Source organism: Streptomyces sp. NPDC006294 (assembly GCF_042870895.1).
Taxonomy (GTDB): Bacteria; Actinomycetota; Actinomycetes; order Streptomycetales; family Streptomycetaceae; genus Streptomyces.
Genome location: NZ_JBIAHV010000010.1, coordinates 25,613 through 41,224 on the forward strand (window position 1 = coordinate 25,613; position 15,612 = coordinate 41,224).

A 15,612-nucleotide genomic window follows, 5' to 3' on the forward strand; every position below is an offset into this window, starting at 1 on the left:
TGGGTAACCATGGGTGCGTGATCGGTGACGTAGCGTTTCCCGGGTGATCGACCGGCCGCAGACCTCGCCGCTGCCCCAGGGCACGGTGCTGCCCGTGCGCCCCGAGGCCGGCCGCCGGCTGGTGCTGGCGGCCGTATTCGCCTGCGCCGCCTGCGGTCTGGTCTACGAACTCGAACTCGTCGCGCTCGCCACGTACTTGATCGGCGACTCGGTCACCCAGGCGTCCGTCGTCCTGTCGCTGATGGTCTTCGCGATGGGCGTCGGATCGCTCCTCGCCAAACGCCTGCGCTGCCGTGCGGCCGTCGGCTTCGGGCTGCTGGAAGCGGCACTGGCCCTGGTCGGCGGCCTGTCGGCCATGGTGCTCTACGCGTCGTTCGCCTGGATCGGCGACTCCAGCGCCGCCCTGGTCGGCTTCAGCCTGACCATCGGGGTGCTGATCGGCGCGGAGATACCGCTGTTGATGTCGCTGATCCAGCGCGTCTCACGACGGGACGCGGAAGCCACGGTCGCCGACCTGTTCGCCGCCGACTACGTGGGGGCGCTCGTCGGCGGACTGGCCTTCCCCTTCCTGCTGCTGCCGTGGCTCGGCGAGCTCACGGGAGCGCTCGTGACCGGCGCGGTCAACACCGTGGCCGGCGGCGCGGTGGTGCTGTGGCTGTTCCGCGGCGAACTCACACCGCGCTGGCGGACCCGGCTGCTCATGGTCAACGTGCTGGTGCTGGCGCTGCTGGCGGGCGCCACGGCGATGGTCGACGACTTCGAGGCGGCCGCCCGCCGGGCGGTCTACGGCCCGGAGGTGCGGGTCGCGGTGCGCACCGGTGTCCAGGAGGTCGTGCTCGCCGGAGGACCGTCCCGGCCGCCGGACCTCTTCCTCGACGGGCGTCTGAAGGTCCGGGGCCACGACGAGCACCGCTACCACGAGGCCCTCGTCCACCCCGCCATGAACGGGCCGCGCGAACGCGTGCTGATCCTCGGGGGCGGCGACGGGCTCGCGGCCCGCGAGGTGCTGCGCTACGCGGACGTCGGCGCTCTGACGGTCGTCGAACTCGACCCCGGGGTGATCAGGCTGGCGCGCAGCGACCCGGGACTCACCGCGATGAACGACCACGTCTACGACGATCCCCGGGTGCGGGTCGTCACGGCGGACGCCTTCACCTGGCTGCGCGAGCACCGCGACGCCCCGTACGACGTGATCGTCTCCGACCTGCCCGACCCGGGCGTCACCGCGAGCACCAAGCTCTACTCCCTGGAGTTCTACGGGCTCGCCCGGCGCGCCCTCGCGGACGGCGGGCGGCTCGTGGTCCACGCCGGGCCGACCACCCGGCCCGGTACGTACTGGACGGTCGACGCCACGCTGCGCGCCGCCGGGTTCGGCACGGCGGCGTACCGGGGGCGAGGTGCGCAGGAGGGGGCGGCGAGCGGTCCGGAACGGTTCAGGGCCACCGCCGCCGCCTCCACCGACTGGGGGCTGCTGCTCGCCGCCGAGGGCCGCGCCCCGCGGCTCGGGCTCGGTCCGGACGCGCCGCCGCTGCGCTCGGAGACGCAGGACACGCTCGCCCAGGACGCGGCCGCCGCCGCGGACACCCGGCTGCCCGGCCTGGCACCGTCGACGCTCGTCCACCCGCGCTACGCGTCGTGACGGCGACCGTGAGCCGGGGTGGGACACGGGCGCGGGGCGCACCGCACGCGCCGGGCGCGCGCCGAAAGGCAGACGCGGCGGGCCGTGCTGAGTAGGCTCGGCTTCCATGGAGCATGAGGTGTTCGTTCCGGTACCGGCTGAGACCCTCCGACAGGCGCTGAGGGACCCCGCACGGGTCGCCCGCTGCGTTCCCGGGCTCCAGCGCGACGCGGACGAGTCGGCGGGCCCCCTCGCCGGACGGCTCAAGATCAGAGTCGCCGGGCACACCATCACCTACCGCGGCGCCCTGCACCTCACCGAGCAGGGTGACGAGCGGGGCGGCGCCTTCGCGGTCGAGGGCGAAGGGGCGGAGGCCCGCGGCGGCGGCTCGGTGAAGCTGACGCTGATGATCCGCCCGGCGCCGACCGACGGCGGTACGACGCTGACGTTCACCGGCTCCACGCACGCGGAGGGCCGGCTGGCCGAGCTCGCGGTCGGCGCGAGGACGTCGGCCGCGCACCGGCTGCTCGACCGTTTCGCGGAGGCGCTGGCCGCGGCCGCGTTCGAGGAGCCGCGGCCCGTGCAGGGTGCGGCGGGTGCGAAGGGGGCCGGCCCGGCCGTCGTCGCGCAGGCGGACGCCGCGGCCGACGGCACGCCGGATGACGGGCCCGGCGGCCCGGACGACGCGGCCGACCACCAGGCGCTGCCCACCCCGCCGGCCGCGGACGACGCGTCCGAGGCCGACTCCGGCAATGAGGCCGACTCCGGCAATGAGGCCGACGGCGACACCGACGAAGAGACCGGCACCGGGTCCGTCTTCGAGACGCCCGTGCCGCTGCCCTCGCTCGGACCCGACACCGACGACCAGTTCGACGACCTGGACGACGACCTCGACGGTGTGGACGCGGCCGACGACATCGACGGCATCGAGGAGCTCGACGACCTCTCCGGCCTGCCCGGCGCCGTGCCCGCCGAGGCCGCCCACGCGCGGCGCACCATGATCGGCCGCAGCGCCGAGGAGGTCGACCACGCCCCGCCGCGCGGTCGTTACGCGCCGACGCCCGCGCCCGAAGCCGGCTCCGCCGGCGCGACGCTGCGGTGGCTGGCGCCGGCGGCGGCTCTCGCGCTCGCGTCGGTGGTCGTGGTCGGCAGGGCGCTGCGCCGCCGCAAGTGACACGCCGTAATGTCGGAGTGTGAGTAGCGAAAAGATCATCCGGCTGGCCGCCGGTGACGTCGAGTTGACCGTGGAACCTACGATCGGCTGCCGCATCGGGAGCCTGCGCGTCGGCGGCACCGAGCTGCTGCGCCAGGGCGAGCGGTACGGCTCGTTCCCCATGGTGCCGTGGTGCGGGCGCACGCGGGACGGTGAGTTCAGCAACGGCGGTGTGCACCACCGGCTGCCGCTCAACGCGCCGCCGCACGCGATCCACGGCACCGGCCGGGACGCGGTCTGGCGGACCGCGCGGGAGACCGGCGGCGAGGCCGCCTTCTACTACGACCTGGCGGACCCGTGGCCGTACACCGGGCGTGTCACGCAGATGTTCGAGCTTCTCGACGACTCCCTCACCATCCGGATGGGCGTGGAGACGTACGGGACGTCGTTCCCCGCGCAGGCCGGGTGGCACCCCTGGTTTCTGCGCAATCTGGGGGCCGGCGGTGAGGACGTGCGGATCGACTTCACGCCCGAGTGGCAGGAGGAGCGCGGGGAGGACCATCTGCCGACCGGCAAGCGCATCACGCCGCTGCCGGGCCCCTGGGACGACTGCTTCGGTATGCCGGACGGGGTCGATGTGACCCTGACCTGGCCGGGCGAGCTGGAGCTGGCGGTCAAGAGCCCGGCGGAGTGGGTCGTGGTCTACGACGAGCAGCCGGAGGCGGTGTGTGTGGAGCCGCAGTCGGGCCCGCCGAACGGTCTCAACACCGATCCGCGGCTCGTCACCCCGATCGAGCCGCTGGAGATCACGACCACCTGGAGCTGGCGGCGGCTGTGAGTCCCGGCGTCCAGCGGCGGCCGCAACGACCTCACCCGCGACAGAGAGTGGATCGGCGAGCGGCGTCCTGCGGCTTCGAATCCAAGGCGGAGGAGGGAGCGATGGCGGAGCCATCGCGACTGACGACAACGCCGGAGGCGAAGTCGCAGGACGCCGGGAGCCCGCCGGCTGTCGCGGGTGAGGTCGTAAGCTCTTGGGCATGACTGACGTGCGTGCTGAGCTGCTTCAGCAGATCAAGGACAAGGCCGTGGTGCACGGCAAGGTGACCCTCTCCTCGGGCATCGAGGCCGACTGGTACATCGACCTGCGTCGGATCACGCTGGACGGCGAGGCCGCGCCGATGGTCGGTCAGGTGATGCTCGACGCCACCGCCGACCTCGACTACGACTGCGTGGGCGGTCTGACGCTGGGCGCCGACCCGGTGGCGACGTCGATGCTGCACGCCTCGGCCGCGCGCGGTAAGCGGCTCGACGCCTATGTCGTCCGCAAGGCCGGCAAGGCGCACGGTATGCAGCGGCGGATCGAGGGCACGGACGTCAAGGGCCGGCGCTGCCTCGTCGTCGAGGACGTGTCGACCACCGGCGGCTCGCCGCTGACCGCCGTCGAGGCGGTCAGGGAGGCCGGCGGCGAGGTCGTCGCCGTCGCCGTCATCGTGGAGCGCGGCGCCGCCCCCAAGATCGCGGAGGCGGGTCTTCCCTACGTCAACGCGTACTCGCTCGACGAGCTCGGCCTCGCGTGATCAAGGGCTGACCTGCATCGACCCGAAGGGGCGCGCTGTTTCACGTGAAACAGCGCGCCCCTTCGGGTTGCGTGCACGGCAGGCATGGTGGACCCGGGGCGGGAGTCTGGAAAGATGGGCCGCGACGATGACGTCGCCCAAGGTCAGGGCCAAGCAACACATACCCGCACATCACAAGGAGCGGACACATGCCCATCGCGACTCCCGAGGTCTACAACGAGATGCTCGACCGGGCGAAGGCAGGCAAGTTTGCCTACCCCGCCATCAACGTGACCTCGTCCCAGACCCTGCACGCGGCACTGCGTGGCTTCGCGGAGGCCGAGAGCGACGGCATCATCCAGATTTCCACCGGCGGTGCCGAGTTCCTGGGTGGCCAGCACAACAAGGACATGGTCACCGGCGCCGTCGCCCTGGCCGAGTTCGCGCACATCGTCGCGGCCAAGTACGACATCACCGTCGCGCTGCACACCGACCACTGCCCGAAGGACAAGCTGGACGGCTATGTCCGTCCGCTGCTCGACGTCTCCGCCGAGCGCGTGAAGGCCGGCCGCAACCCGCTGTTCCAGTCCCACATGTGGGACGGTTCGGCCGAGACCCTCGCCGACAACCTGGCCATCGGCCAGGAGCTGCTGGCGCAGGCCGCCGCCGCAAGGATCATCCTCGAGGTCGAGATCACTCCGACCGGTGGCGAGGAGGACGGCGTCACCCACGAGATCAACGACGAGCTGTACACCACCGTCGACGACGCGCTCCGCACCGCCGAGGCCCTCGGCCTCGGCGAGAAGGGCCGCTACCTGCTGGCCGCCTCCTTCGGCAACGTGCACGGCGTCTACAAGCCGGGCAACGTCGTGCTCCGCCCCGAGCTGCTGAAGGACCTGCAGGCCGGTGTCGCCGCCAAGTACGGCAAGGCCGACCCGTTCGACTTCGTCTTCCACGGCGGCTCCGGCTCGACCGCCGAGGAGATCGCCACCGCGCTGGAGAACGGCGTCGTGAAGATGAACCTCGACACCGACACCCAGTACGCCTTCACGCGCCCCGTCGCGGACCACATGTTCAAGAACTACGACGGCGTCCTGAAGGTCGACGGCGAGGTCGGCTCCAAGAAGACCTACGACCCGCGCACCTGGGGCAAGGCGGCCGAGGCCGGCATGGCCACCCGTGTCGCCGAGGCCTGCGCGGCCCTGCGTTCCACCGGCACCAGGATCAAGTAGGCGTCTGGCGTCACCGCAGGCCCGTCACCCTTCGCGGGGCGCCGGGCCTGCGGTGTGTCCGCTCCGGGGAGGGTTCGACACATGACCTTCGACTTCGATGCCGTCGTCGACCGGCGGGGCACCTGGTGTGTGCAGTGGGACGGCGTCGCCGACCGGTTCGGTGTCGACGGGCTGCTGCCCTTCACCATCTCCGACATGGACTTCCGGTCCCCGCCCGCCGTCCTGGACGCGCTCAGGGAGCGGATCGACCACGGCGTCTTCGGCTACACGGACTGGCAGAACGAGGACTTCCTCTCCGCGGTCCGCGACTGGTTCGCCCTCCGGTACGGCACCCGCATCGACACCGACCGCGTCGTGTACGCGCCGTCCGTGCTGGGCCAGCTCTCCCAGCTGCTGCGGATGTGGACCGAGCCCGGCGACGGCGTGGTCGTCCACACCCCCACGTACGACGGCTTCCTCAAGGCGGTGGACGGCCTCGGGCGTGAGCTGCGCGGGGTGCCCGTCGGCGACGACGAGGCGCTGGAACGGCAGCTCGCCCGGCCCGGGAGCAAGGTCCTGCTGCTCTGCTCACCCCACAACCCCACCGGCCGGGTGTGGACGCACGACGAACTGACGCGGACCGCCGAGCTGGCCGCACGGTACGGCGTCGCGGTCGTCAGCGACGAGATCCACGCCGACTTCGTGCACGGCGACGGTGTGCACCTGCCGTGGACCCGCTACGGCGCCGGCCGCTGGGCGCTGATCACCTCCGGGGCCAAGGCATTCAACTTTCCCGCGCTGAGCGGCTCGTACGGCATCATCGGCGACGCCGGCGACCACGCCGAGTTCCTGCGCCGGATGCGCACCGGGGAGGGGCTGGCCTCTCCGGCCGTGCTGTCGCTGACCGCCCACATCGCCGCGTACCGCGAGGGCGGGCCGTGGCTGGACGCGCTCAACACCTATGTGGCGGGCAGTCTGCGGATGCTCGCCGACCGGCTCGGTGCGGCGTTCCCGCAGCTCGGCTGGGAGCCGCCGCAGGCCGGTTACCTCGCCTGGATCGACCTGCGGCCGCTCGGCGTGGGCTCACGCGTCGACGACGCCGCCCTCCAGCGGGAGCTGGTCGTACGGGAGAAGGTCGCGATCATGCCGGGCACGACCTATGGGTGCGAGGGCTTCGTCCGGCTCAATGTCGGCTGCCCCCGCAGCAAGGCGGAACGCGGTGCCGACGCCCTGATCGCGGCCCTGCGCCGACTCGTCTGAGCCGCCCACGGCTGTAATGATCCCGGTATGGACACCGGCCCGGGGAACATCAGGCTGTCGTCGGCCACCGGCCGCTGGGTGGTGCTGACGACCGTCCTCGGCTCGGGCATGGCCATGCTCGACTCGACCGTCGTCAACGTCGCGCTGCCCCGCATCGGCGAGGACCTCGACGCCGACCTGGCCGTCCTCCAGTGGACCGTCAACGCGTACATGCTGACGCTGGCGGCGCTGATCCTGCTCGGCGGGGCGCTCGGCGACCGCTACGGACGCCGCCGGATCTTCGTCCTCGGCGTGGTCTGGTTCGCGCTCGGCTCCCTGCTGTGCGGGATCGCGCCGAGCGGCGGCGTACTCGTCGCGGCCCGCGCCCTCCAGGGCGTCGGCGGCGCGCTCCTCACCCCCGGGTCGCTGGCGCTGATCCAGGCGAGCTTCCACCCCGACGACCGTTCCCGCGCGGTGGGCCTGTGGTCCGGGCTCGGGGGCGTCGGAGCGGCGGTCGGACCGTTCGTCGGCGGCTGGCTGGTGGACGGGCCCGGCTGGCGGTGGGTGTTTCTGCTCAATGTGCCGCTCGCCCTGCTGTGCGTGCCCGTGGCGCTGCGGCACGTACCGGAGTCCCGCGATCCCCGGGCCACCGGCCGCTTCGACGTACTGGGCGCGCTGCTGTGCGCCGTGGCGCTGGGCCTGGTGACGTACGCGCTGATCGACGCGACCGTGTGGGCCGGGCTCCTGGGCGTGGTGACGGCGGTGGCCTTCGTGCTGCGCGAACGGCGGACGCCCGAACCGATGCTGCCCCTGTCCATCTTCGCGTCGCGCCGGTTCACCGCCGTGAACGTGGTGACGCTCTGCGTGTACGCCGCGTTCGGTGGGTTCTTCTTCCTGATCGTCCTCCAGCTCCAGGTCGTGGCCGACTACTCGGCCCTCGCCGCCGGCACCGCGCTGCTGCCCACCACCGTGCTGATGCTGCTGCTGTCCGCGCGCGCCGGAGCGCTGGGCGACCGGATCGGCCCGCGCATCCCGCTCACGGTCGGGCCGCTGCTCTGCGCGGCCGGGATGATGCTGGCGCTGAGGATCGGCGAGGACTCCTCGTACGTCGCCGACGTGCTGCCCGCGCTGACGGTCATGGGTCTCGGCATGGTCACGCTCGTCGCGCCGCTCACCGCGACCGTGCTGGCGTCCGTGGAGACCGGCCGGGCGGGCATCGCCAGCGGCATCAACAACGCGGCGGCGCGCGCGGCCGGGCTGATCGCGGTGGCCGCGCTGCCCCTGCTGGCGGGCATGGGGCCGGAGTCCTACCGCTCGGCGGCGGAGTTCGGGGAGACGTTCCGGCGGGCGATCCCGATGTGCGCGGGGGTGCTGGTGGCCGGTGCGCTGATCGCCTGGCGGACGGTGCGGGTGCCGTCGGCGGAGGCCGAGTTCTGCCACCCCGAGTGCAAGGTCAACTGCGGCGTCGCCGCGCCGCCGCTGGAACCGCCGGGCTCCGGGAGCGCGAGCCGCCCGGACGCCCGCGAACATGGGCCCGGCGGCCCCGTAACACCGCCCGACCTGTGAGACTGGGGACCATGTCGATCCACGAGAACCTGCTCGGGGGCCCGCCCCCGACCCACCTGCCCGACGAGCCCGGCCCGCGCGAACTCCTGGCCGGCGGTACCGCCCCGGCCGAGGTCGCCGCCCAGTACCCGACCAGCTCGCTCGCCTGGGCGCAGCTCGCCGACGACGCCTTCGAGAACGGCCGCGTCGTCGAGTCGTACGCCTACGCCCGCACGGGTTACCACCGGGGCCTCGACGCCCTGCGCCGCAACGGCTGGAAGGGCCACGGCCCGGTCCCGTGGGAGCACGAGCCCAACCGCGGCTTCCTCCGCGCGCTGAACGCGCTGGCCCGCGCGGCCGGGGCGATCGGCGAGAAGGAGGAGCACGAGCGCTGCGCGACGTTCCTGCGCGAGTCCTCCGAGACCGCGGCGGAGACGCTGCGCTGATCTGACCCGTGCCCGGCAGGCGCGCCGCCCGACGACCGTCGGGCGGCGCGCCTGTTGCCGTACGGGGGTCTTCCGGGCGGGGCGGAGGGGCCGGGTGCGGTGGGCGCCGGCGGGGCGCGGGGGTGGCGCGGGGCGGGCCCGCCGGCTCGCGTGTGGGTACGGCGCCGGCCGTGGGCCCGGTAGCTTGCCGGCAGGGCGCCGGTCGCGGGCGGGGGCGCGGGTCGGCACGGTGCCGGGCCGCTTGCACGGTGCCGGTCGCGGCCGGGGGCGCGGGCCGGGCGGCGTCTGTCCGGGCCGGGGCGCCCGGCCGTCCGTCGCCCCGTCGCCCGCCGTGAACCGGGGCGTCGCTCTCGCAACACCCCGCCGCAACCTGGGCGTTGCCGTTCCCCGGGGCCGGTGGCCCGGGCCCCGGGGCGGCCGGGCGGGGGCGGGTACGATCGCACGTCGTAGAGCTGTTTCGTGGAATCACCAGCTGGTGCGGAGGCCCATCCGCCTCTCCCCCCAGCCCGGCCGACCAGGGGAGACGACCGTCTTGGGCCAGCGTGCCTCCGCCCGTCAGGGACGCAGCCGCGCACGGGGACGCCGGAGCACGGCGCGGCGCCGTCCGGCCGGACCGATAGTTCTGCTGGGCAGCTGCCTGGCAATCCTGTCCGTGGGTGCGGGGGCCGCCCTCGCGCACTGGCGGGGCGCCCCGCCCGCCGGGAGCGCCGCCGACGGCCCACCGCCCAAGGTCTCGCCCCTGATGTCCGCCGAGCCGTCACCCGGGGCCGGCTCCCCGTCCCCGGCCAAGAGCCCCAAGAGCTCACCGAAGCCGAAGCCGAAGCTGTCGTCGTCCCCGTCCCCGTCGAAGAGCGAGACGCCGGTCGTCCCCGCCTCCGGCCCCGGGACATTCACTGTGGCGGACGCGAGCGGCGCGGCGACCGGCGACAGCGGCACGCTGCGCCGCTACCGGGTCGAGGTCGAGGACGGCATCGACGTCTCCGCCCGGCAGGCCGCCGCCGAGATCCAGCAGATCCTGGCCCACCCCCGCGGCTGGGCCGCGAACGGCCGCGGCCGCTTCCAGCTCGTCTCCTCGAACGCCGACTTCGTGATCAGGATCGCCACCCCCGCCACCGCGGACAAGCTCTGCCTCGCCGTCGGCCTCAACACCCACGGCGAGCTGAACTGCGAGACCATCGAGGGAGTCGTGGTGAACCTGAAGCGCTGGCTGCTGGGCTCGCCCACCTTCGCGGGGTCGCCGGCCGAGTACCGGCACCTGATCATCAACCACGAGGTCGGCCACGAGATCGGCATCCGCCGACACATGGGCTGCCCCGGCGCCGGCCGGCCCGCGCCGGTGATGATGCAGCAGATCAAGGGGCTGAACGGATGCGTCTCCAACGCCTGGCCGTACGACGACGAGGGGACCTATCTCACGGGTCCGCCCGCCTGAGGTTCTGTTTATGATGCCGGTGGGGACCGGGGCCCACACCGGCAAAGGAAGGGGCGGACCGCTACCCGGATCGTCGAGGAGACAGAGATGTCACATGACGCCGCCCCGAATCTGGACTTCGCGGGCACCACGCCGTACGAGGACTACGTCCAGGCGGACGTCCTCACCCACCTCCAGCATCCGCGGTCGGACGACCCCGGTGAGATGGTCTTCCTGGTCACCACCCAGGTCATGGAGCTGTGGTTCACCGTCATCGTCCACGAGTGGGAGACCGCCGCACGCGCCCTGCGCGAGGACCGGATCCCCGTCGCGATGGACGCCCTGAAGCGGTCGGGACGCGAACTGGAGGCGCTCAACGCCTCCTGGAAGCCGATCGCCAATCTGACCCCCGCGCAGTTCAACGCCTACCGCGACGCCCTCGGCGAGGGCTCCGGCTTCCAGTCGGCGATGTACCGGCGGATGGAGTTCCTGCTCGGCGACAAGTCCGCGTCCATGCTCGTACCGCACCGGGGCGCCGCGCGCGTCCACGCCGAGCTGGAGAAGGCACTGCACGAGCCGAGCCTCTACGACGAGGTGCTGCGTCTCCTCGCCCGGCGCGGGTACGCGGTGCCGGCCGAGGTGCTGGAGCGAGACCTGTCGCAGAAGTACGAGCCGGCGGAGGCGGTCGAGCAGGTCTGGGCCGAGGTGTACGCGGGCGACCAGGAGACCGAGCTGGTGCGGCTCGGCGAGGCGCTCACCGACGTCGGCGAGCTGGTGTGGCGCTGGCGCAACGACCATCTCGTGGCGACCCGGCGGGCCATGGGCTCCAAGGTCGGCACCGGCGGCTCCGCCGGTGTGGCCTGGCTGGAGAAGCGCGCCGGGAAGAACGTCTTCCCCGAGCTGTGGACGGCGCGCAGCCATGTCTGAGTCCCTGGCCCAGCGGGCCGCGGCGCTCGACGCCGCAGACGAGCTCGCGGGTGCGCGCAAGCTGTTCACCCTCGACGGGACGGTCTACCTCGACGGCAACTCGCTGGGCGCGCTGCCCGCGCACGTGCCCGAGCGGGTCGCCGACGTGGTGAACCGCCAGTGGGGGCAGCTGCGCATCCGCTCCTGGACCGAGGGCGACTGGTGGACCGCGCCCGAGCGCATCGGCGACCGGATCGCGCCGCTGGTCGGCGCGGCGCCCGGGCAGATCGTGGTCGGCGACTCCACCAGCGTCAACGTCTTCAAGGCCGTCGTGGGCGCGGTGCGGCTGCTCGACGACCCGGTCCGCACGGACGTCCTGGTCGACGCGACGACGTTCCCCACCGACGGGTACATCGCGGCGTCCGCCGCCCGGATGACCGGCCACCGGATCGTGCCCGTCGACCCGGCGGACCTCGCGTCGGCGCTGGGCCCGGCCACGGCCGTGGTGCTCCTCAACCACGTCGACTACCGCTCCGGCCGCCTCCACGACCTGCCCGGTCTCACGGCGGCGGTCCACGACGCGGGCGCCCTCGCGGTCTGGGACCTGTGCCACAGCGCGGGCGCGCTGCCGGTCGGGCTGGACGCGCACGGCGTCGACCTCGCCGTCGGCTGCACCTACAAGTACCTGAACGGCGGTCCGGGGTCGCCCGCGTACCTGTACGTCGCCGAGCGGCACCAGGCGTCCTTCGACTCGCCCCTGCCGGGGTGGACGTCGCACGCCGACCCCTTCGCGATGACCCCCGGCTACGAGGCGGCCGCCGGATCCACCCGCGGCCGGGTCGGCACGCCCGACATCCTGTCCATGCTGGCCCTCGAGGCGGCGCTGGACGTCTGGGACGGCATCTCGATCGAGTCCGTACGGGCGAAGAGCCTGGCGCTGACGGACCTCTTCCTGGAGTGCGTCGAGGCGTACGTCCCGGCAGGGCGTGTCACGTCCCTGACGCCGGCCGACCACGCCGCGCGCGGCAGCCAGGTCGCGCTGCGGTGCGGGGACGCGCCGCGGGTCATGGCGGAGCTGATCGCGCGGGGCGTCGTGGGGGACCTGCGGCGGCCGGACGTGCTGCGGTTCGGCTTCACGCCGCTGTATGTGGGCTTCGCGGACGCGGAGCGGGCGGCGCGGGTGCTGGCGGAGGTGCTGTAGCTCTGCGGGGTGGGGTGGGCCGCTGCGCGGGGCCTGTTCCCCACCCCGCCCCTTCCCGTAACCGGGGGCGCTGCCCCCCGGACCCCCGCGCCTCAAACGCCGGCGGGGCTGGAACTTGCCCTCCTGTCGGGGCTCCGCCCGAGCCCCGCGCCTCAATCGCCGGCGGGGCTTGAGTTGCCTCCGTCAGCGCTCTTGTTTCGCGCAGCGGGGCCGGGCTTCGCCACGCGGCGGAGCCGCACATCGGTACACCGGCCGGTGGGCGAAGCGGCCGGCCAGGGGGACCGGGCCCCGCCCGGGAAGGGAACCGGTCCCGGGCTGGTAGCGTCCGCGCTGGTCAGGTGGAACAGGCCACCACCGCGGGACTGTTGGAGCAGCGCATGCCGGACCCCGTCGCCCGTGACGCCGCCGAGGAAGCGTCGGCGATGTCGCATCCCGCCGTCGCGCCGGACGTATCCGTCGCGTACGGGGATCATCCCGACCAGGTCGTCGACTTCTACGCGCCCCGGAGCGGGCACGCCTTCGTGCCGCTCGTCGTCGTGCTGCACGGCGGGGCGTGGCGGGCGCCGTACGACCGGCGGCATGTGACGCCGTTCGCCGACTTCCTGGCGCGCCGGGGGCTGGCCGTCGCCAACGTCGAGTACCGGCGCGGCCGGGACATCCCGCAGCAGCGCGGCGAGGCGGGCCCGGTCGCCGGGCGGTGGCCGGAGACGTTCGACGACGTGGCCGCCGCGCTGGACGCGCTGCCGGACCTGGCACGCAAGGCGCTGCCGCAGGCGGACCCGGGGCGGGTCGTGGTGACCGGGCACTCCGCGGGCGGCCATCTCGCGCTGTGGGCGGCCGCCCGGCATGTGCTGCCGGCGGGTTCGCCGTGGCGGCTGGCCGCGTCGCCTCCGCTGCGCGGCGTCGTCGCGCTCGCCCCGATCGCGGACTTCGGCACGGCCGTGGAACTCGGCGTGTGCGGCGGCGCGGTGCGCCAACTGCTGGGCGGCGAGGAGCGGTACGACGAGCGGGCCGCCCACACCGACCCGGCCGCGCTGCTGCCGACGGGCATCGCGACGGCAGTGGTGCAGGGCCGGACGGACATCGTCGTGCCGCAGGCGGTCGCGGAGGCGTACGTCGACGCGGCGGCGAAGGCCGGGGAGACCGTCGGGTGGACGCTGCTGGAGGAGGTCGGGCACTTCCCGCTGATCGACCCGGCGGCCGACGCCTGCGCGGTGGTCGCGGAGGAGATCGCCCAACTGGCTTGGTGACAGAGAATCGCGGACAGAAGGTGACCGCAACGCTTTCTACGTTGTTCCCATGACGAATCTTGTGACCGGAGCAACCGGAACCGTGGGCCGCCAGGTGGTAGCGGAGCTTCTCCGCCGCGGACAGCCTGTCCGCGCCCTGACGCGCGACCCCGCGAAGGCCGACTTCCCCGACGGCGTCGAGGTGGTGCGGGGCGACCTCACCGACGCCGAGAGCCTGGCCCCCGCCCTGGCGGGCGTCACCGGCCTGCACCTGATCACCTTCGGTGGTCCGTACTTCGCCCCGCTGGAGACCGGCCCGCGCATCATGGAGCTGGCGAAGGCGGCCGGCGTCCGCCGTGTCACCGTGCTGCACGGCGGCGGCCCGAGCCCGCTGGAGGACGCCGTCCGGGCGGGCGGCATCGCCTGGACGGTGCTGATGGGCGTGGAGTTCATGTCGAACGCCCTCGCCTGGGCGGGCAGGGTCCGCGCCGAAGGCGAGGTCCGCGAACCGTTCGTGGGCAGGCTCAGCGCCATGGTCCACGAGGCCGACATCGGCGCCGTCGCGGCCGTCGCGCTCACCGAGGACGGCCACGACGGGCAGGAGTACGTGATCACCGGGCCGCGTGTGCTGACCGTGCAGGACAAGGTCGACACGCTGGCCGCCGCCCGGGGCGACAGGATACGGCTCGTCGAACTGACCGAGCAGCAGGCGGTCGAGCAGTGGCGGGCGGCGGGGCAGCCGGAGGACGTCATCGGCTTCCTGCTGGACGTGTACGGCAACACGCCGCCCGTCGGCCGTACCGTCACCGACACCGTGGAGAAGGTCACCGGGCGGCCGGCCCGCACCTTCGCCCAGTGGGCCGAGGAGCACGCGGACGCCTTCCGGGCCTGACACGGGCAGGTGGGGCAGGACTGCGAGGGCCCTGCCCCGCCCGGGGACCTCCCCGTCCCGGAACCGCCGGGCCATACTCGTGCGTGGTGTCCGACGAGGACGGAGCGGAGGCCGGCACGACGTGGGAGGAGCCTTGGGTGAGCGACGGCACTGAACTCGCCGAGCGAATCGCCGAGCGCAGGGACGGCTCGGGCGACCCCCGGGAGCTGGTGGGCGAGTTGCGGCGCGCCCTCGTCCTGGTACCCGTCGAGGCGGGCGGCCTGTGGACCGCGGAGCTCGGCGGGGTGCGCTGGATCTGCGCCTTCACCGACGAGGCCGCCCTGGCCCGGTTCGCCCGCGCGCGGGACACCGGCGACGGCCGGGAGACGGGCCGTTCCTGGGAGTTCGCCGAGATGCGCGGGGCGCGGCTGCTCGACGAGATCGTGCCGGCGATGGGTGTGCCCGCGGGCGTGGCGGTCGACATCGCCGATCCGGAAGGGGCGATGGCCTTCCCGCCGGTCAGGGGCATCGTGCCGGACGCGGTCGCGGTGGACGTGCAGGCGGGGGAGGCCGGCGTCTGATGGGTGGCGCGGAGGACCTGCGGATCGATCCGCAGAGCGTGCAGCGCATCACCAGCGGCATGCGCTCTGCCATCGCCGAACTGCGGGACATCGGCACGGGCACCGGGGCGGTGCTCGGCAAGGGCTTCTCGGACATGGCGATGACCGGGATGGAAGCCGGACACCACGGCCTGTCGGTGGACTTCGAGGACTACTGCGAGCGCTGGGAATGGGGCGTGCGCGCGCTCGTCCAGGACGCCAACGTCATCGCGGCGATGCTGGGCCTGGCCGCCGGGGTGCTCTGGGAAGAGGACCGGTACATCGAGGGCACCTTCAAGATCGCCGTCAACGCCGCGGTCGGCAATCCGCACGCCTCCGAGGAAGACATCGTCCAGCAGAACTGGGGCGATGTGCTCACACCGGACTATCTGAACCCCGACTGGAGTCCCGAGTCGTTCCAGCGGGCCGGCGACGAGATCGGACAGACCTGGAAGGACACCGGCCGGACCGTGCTCACGGAAGGAAACGGCGGCCGTCAGTCCCGGATCCTGAACGAGATGCTCGGCATTGACCAGGAGGCGTTCGACCGCGCCGTGGACGAGACCTACGGTCCTTCGCCCGAGGAGCGGGCAGCGCAGCAGCAGCCGGGCGACGGGGGGAACTGAG

Annotated in this window: 15 protein-coding genes; all 15 read left to right on the plus strand. The window is 73.4% G+C overall.

The genetic code is table 11. The annotated features are described in order from the left end of the window. Positions 1–43 precede the first annotated feature (43 nt). The 15 genes from ACFYOP_RS19115 (at position 44) to ACFYOP_RS19185 (ending at position 15,611) form a co-directional block, all read left to right on the plus strand. A complete protein-coding gene (locus ACFYOP_RS19115; protein WP_356899390.1) occupies positions 44–1,639 on the plus strand; it encodes a polyamine aminopropyltransferase in 1,596 nt (531 codons plus the stop codon). Positions 1,640–1,745: 106 nt separating this feature from the next. Further along, the gene (locus ACFYOP_RS19120; protein WP_356899389.1) at positions 1,746–2,792 is read left to right on the plus strand and encodes an SRPBCC domain-containing protein; all 1,047 of its coding nucleotides are present in this window, start codon (positions 1,746–1,748) and stop codon (positions 2,790–2,792) included. Positions 2,793–2,811: 19 nt separating this feature from the next. Then, the gene (locus ACFYOP_RS19125) at positions 2,812–3,609 is read left to right on the plus strand and encodes an aldose 1-epimerase (RefSeq protein ID WP_356899388.1); all 798 of its coding nucleotides are present in this window, start codon (positions 2,812–2,814) and stop codon (positions 3,607–3,609) included. Between the two features lie 199 nt (positions 3,610–3,808). Further along, positions 3,809–4,348, plus strand: a complete 540-nt coding sequence (gene pyrE / locus ACFYOP_RS19130; RefSeq protein ID WP_356899387.1) for an orotate phosphoribosyltransferase — start codon at positions 3,809–3,811, stop codon at positions 4,346–4,348. Between the two features lie 188 nt (positions 4,349–4,536). Beyond that, the gene (gene fbaA, locus ACFYOP_RS19135) at positions 4,537–5,559 is read left to right on the plus strand and encodes a class II fructose-bisphosphate aldolase (RefSeq protein WP_356899386.1); all 1,023 of its coding nucleotides are present in this window, start codon (positions 4,537–4,539) and stop codon (positions 5,557–5,559) included. An 81-nt stretch (positions 5,560–5,640) separates the two neighbouring features. Continuing rightward, positions 5,641–6,798 carry an aminotransferase class I/II-fold pyridoxal phosphate-dependent enzyme gene (locus tag ACFYOP_RS19140; protein WP_356899385.1) on the plus strand — a complete coding sequence of 386 codons (1,158 nt, stop codon included), beginning with the start codon at positions 5,641–5,643 and terminating at the stop codon, positions 6,796–6,798. A 27-nt stretch (positions 6,799–6,825) separates the two neighbouring features. After that, positions 6,826–8,343, plus strand: coding sequence for an MFS transporter (locus ACFYOP_RS19145; protein WP_356899384.1), 1,518 nt, complete (start codon positions 6,826–6,828; stop codon positions 8,341–8,343). A gap of 11 nt (positions 8,344–8,354) precedes the next feature. Beyond that, positions 8,355–8,768: a DUF3151 domain-containing protein gene (locus tag ACFYOP_RS19150; protein WP_356899383.1), complete on the plus strand. Its 414-nt coding sequence runs from the start codon at positions 8,355–8,357 to the stop codon at positions 8,766–8,768. A gap of 652 nt (positions 8,769–9,420) precedes the next feature. Next, the gene (locus ACFYOP_RS19155) at positions 9,421–10,200 is read left to right on the plus strand and encodes a DUF3152 domain-containing protein (protein ID WP_356894376.1); all 780 of its coding nucleotides are present in this window, start codon (positions 9,421–9,423) and stop codon (positions 10,198–10,200) included. Positions 10,201–10,287: 87 nt separating this feature from the next. Continuing rightward, on the plus strand, positions 10,288–11,106 hold the full coding sequence (locus ACFYOP_RS19160; RefSeq protein ID WP_356894378.1) for a tryptophan 2,3-dioxygenase family protein: 819 nt from the start codon (positions 10,288–10,290) through the stop codon (positions 11,104–11,106). After that, the gene (kynU, locus tag ACFYOP_RS19165; RefSeq protein WP_356894380.1) at positions 11,099–12,286 is read left to right on the plus strand and encodes a kynureninase; all 1,188 of its coding nucleotides are present in this window, start codon (positions 11,099–11,101) and stop codon (positions 12,284–12,286) included. Before ACFYOP_RS19160 ends, kynU begins: the two co-directional genes overlap by 8 nt. A gap of 377 nt (positions 12,287–12,663) precedes the next feature. Next, on the plus strand, positions 12,664–13,536 hold the full coding sequence (locus ACFYOP_RS19170) for an alpha/beta hydrolase (protein WP_356894640.1): 873 nt from the start codon (positions 12,664–12,666) through the stop codon (positions 13,534–13,536). Between the two features lie 49 nt (positions 13,537–13,585). Continuing rightward, a complete protein-coding gene (locus ACFYOP_RS19175; protein WP_356894382.1) occupies positions 13,586–14,407 on the plus strand; it encodes an NAD(P)H-binding protein in 822 nt (273 codons plus the stop codon). Between the two features lie 137 nt (positions 14,408–14,544). After that, positions 14,545–14,967 carry a hypothetical protein gene (locus ACFYOP_RS19180; RefSeq protein WP_356894384.1) on the plus strand — a complete coding sequence of 141 codons (423 nt, stop codon included), beginning with the start codon at positions 14,545–14,547 and terminating at the stop codon, positions 14,965–14,967. Next, positions 14,967–15,611 (plus strand): hypothetical protein, encoded by a 645-nt coding sequence (locus tag ACFYOP_RS19185; RefSeq protein WP_356894386.1) that lies wholly within the window; start codon positions 14,967–14,969, stop codon positions 15,609–15,611. Before ACFYOP_RS19180 ends, ACFYOP_RS19185 begins: the two co-directional genes overlap by 1 nt. Position 15,612: the final 1 nt, after the last annotated feature.

What these genes read in the sequence shown, in the direction of transcription:
- ACFYOP_RS19120 (WP_356899389.1), top strand. Translation starts at nt 1,746, where the DNA reads ATGGAGCATGAGGTGTTCGTTCCGGTACCGGCTGAGACCCTCCGACAG.
- pyrE (WP_356899387.1), top strand. Translation starts at nt 3,809, where the DNA reads ATGACTGACGTGCGTGCTGAGCTGCTTCAGCAGATCAAGGACAAGGCC.
- fbaA (WP_356899386.1), top strand. Translation starts at nt 4,537, where the DNA reads ATGCCCATCGCGACTCCCGAGGTCTACAACGAGATGCTCGACCGGGCG.
- ACFYOP_RS19140 (WP_356899385.1), top strand. Translation starts at nt 5,641, where the DNA reads ATGACCTTCGACTTCGATGCCGTCGTCGACCGGCGGGGCACCTGGTGT.
- ACFYOP_RS19145 (WP_356899384.1), top strand. Translation starts at nt 6,826, where the DNA reads ATGGACACCGGCCCGGGGAACATCAGGCTGTCGTCGGCCACCGGCCGC.
- ACFYOP_RS19150 (WP_356899383.1), top strand. Translation starts at nt 8,355, where the DNA reads ATGTCGATCCACGAGAACCTGCTCGGGGGCCCGCCCCCGACCCACCTG.
- ACFYOP_RS19160 (WP_356894378.1), top strand. Translation starts at nt 10,288, where the DNA reads ATGTCACATGACGCCGCCCCGAATCTGGACTTCGCGGGCACCACGCCG.
- kynU (WP_356894380.1), top strand. Translation starts at nt 11,099, where the DNA reads ATGTCTGAGTCCCTGGCCCAGCGGGCCGCGGCGCTCGACGCCGCAGAC.
- ACFYOP_RS19170 (WP_356894640.1), top strand. Translation starts at nt 12,664, where the DNA reads ATGCCGGACCCCGTCGCCCGTGACGCCGCCGAGGAAGCGTCGGCGATG.
- ACFYOP_RS19175 (WP_356894382.1), top strand. Translation starts at nt 13,586, where the DNA reads ATGACGAATCTTGTGACCGGAGCAACCGGAACCGTGGGCCGCCAGGTG.
- ACFYOP_RS19185 (WP_356894386.1), top strand. Translation starts at nt 14,967, where the DNA reads ATGGGTGGCGCGGAGGACCTGCGGATCGATCCGCAGAGCGTGCAGCGC.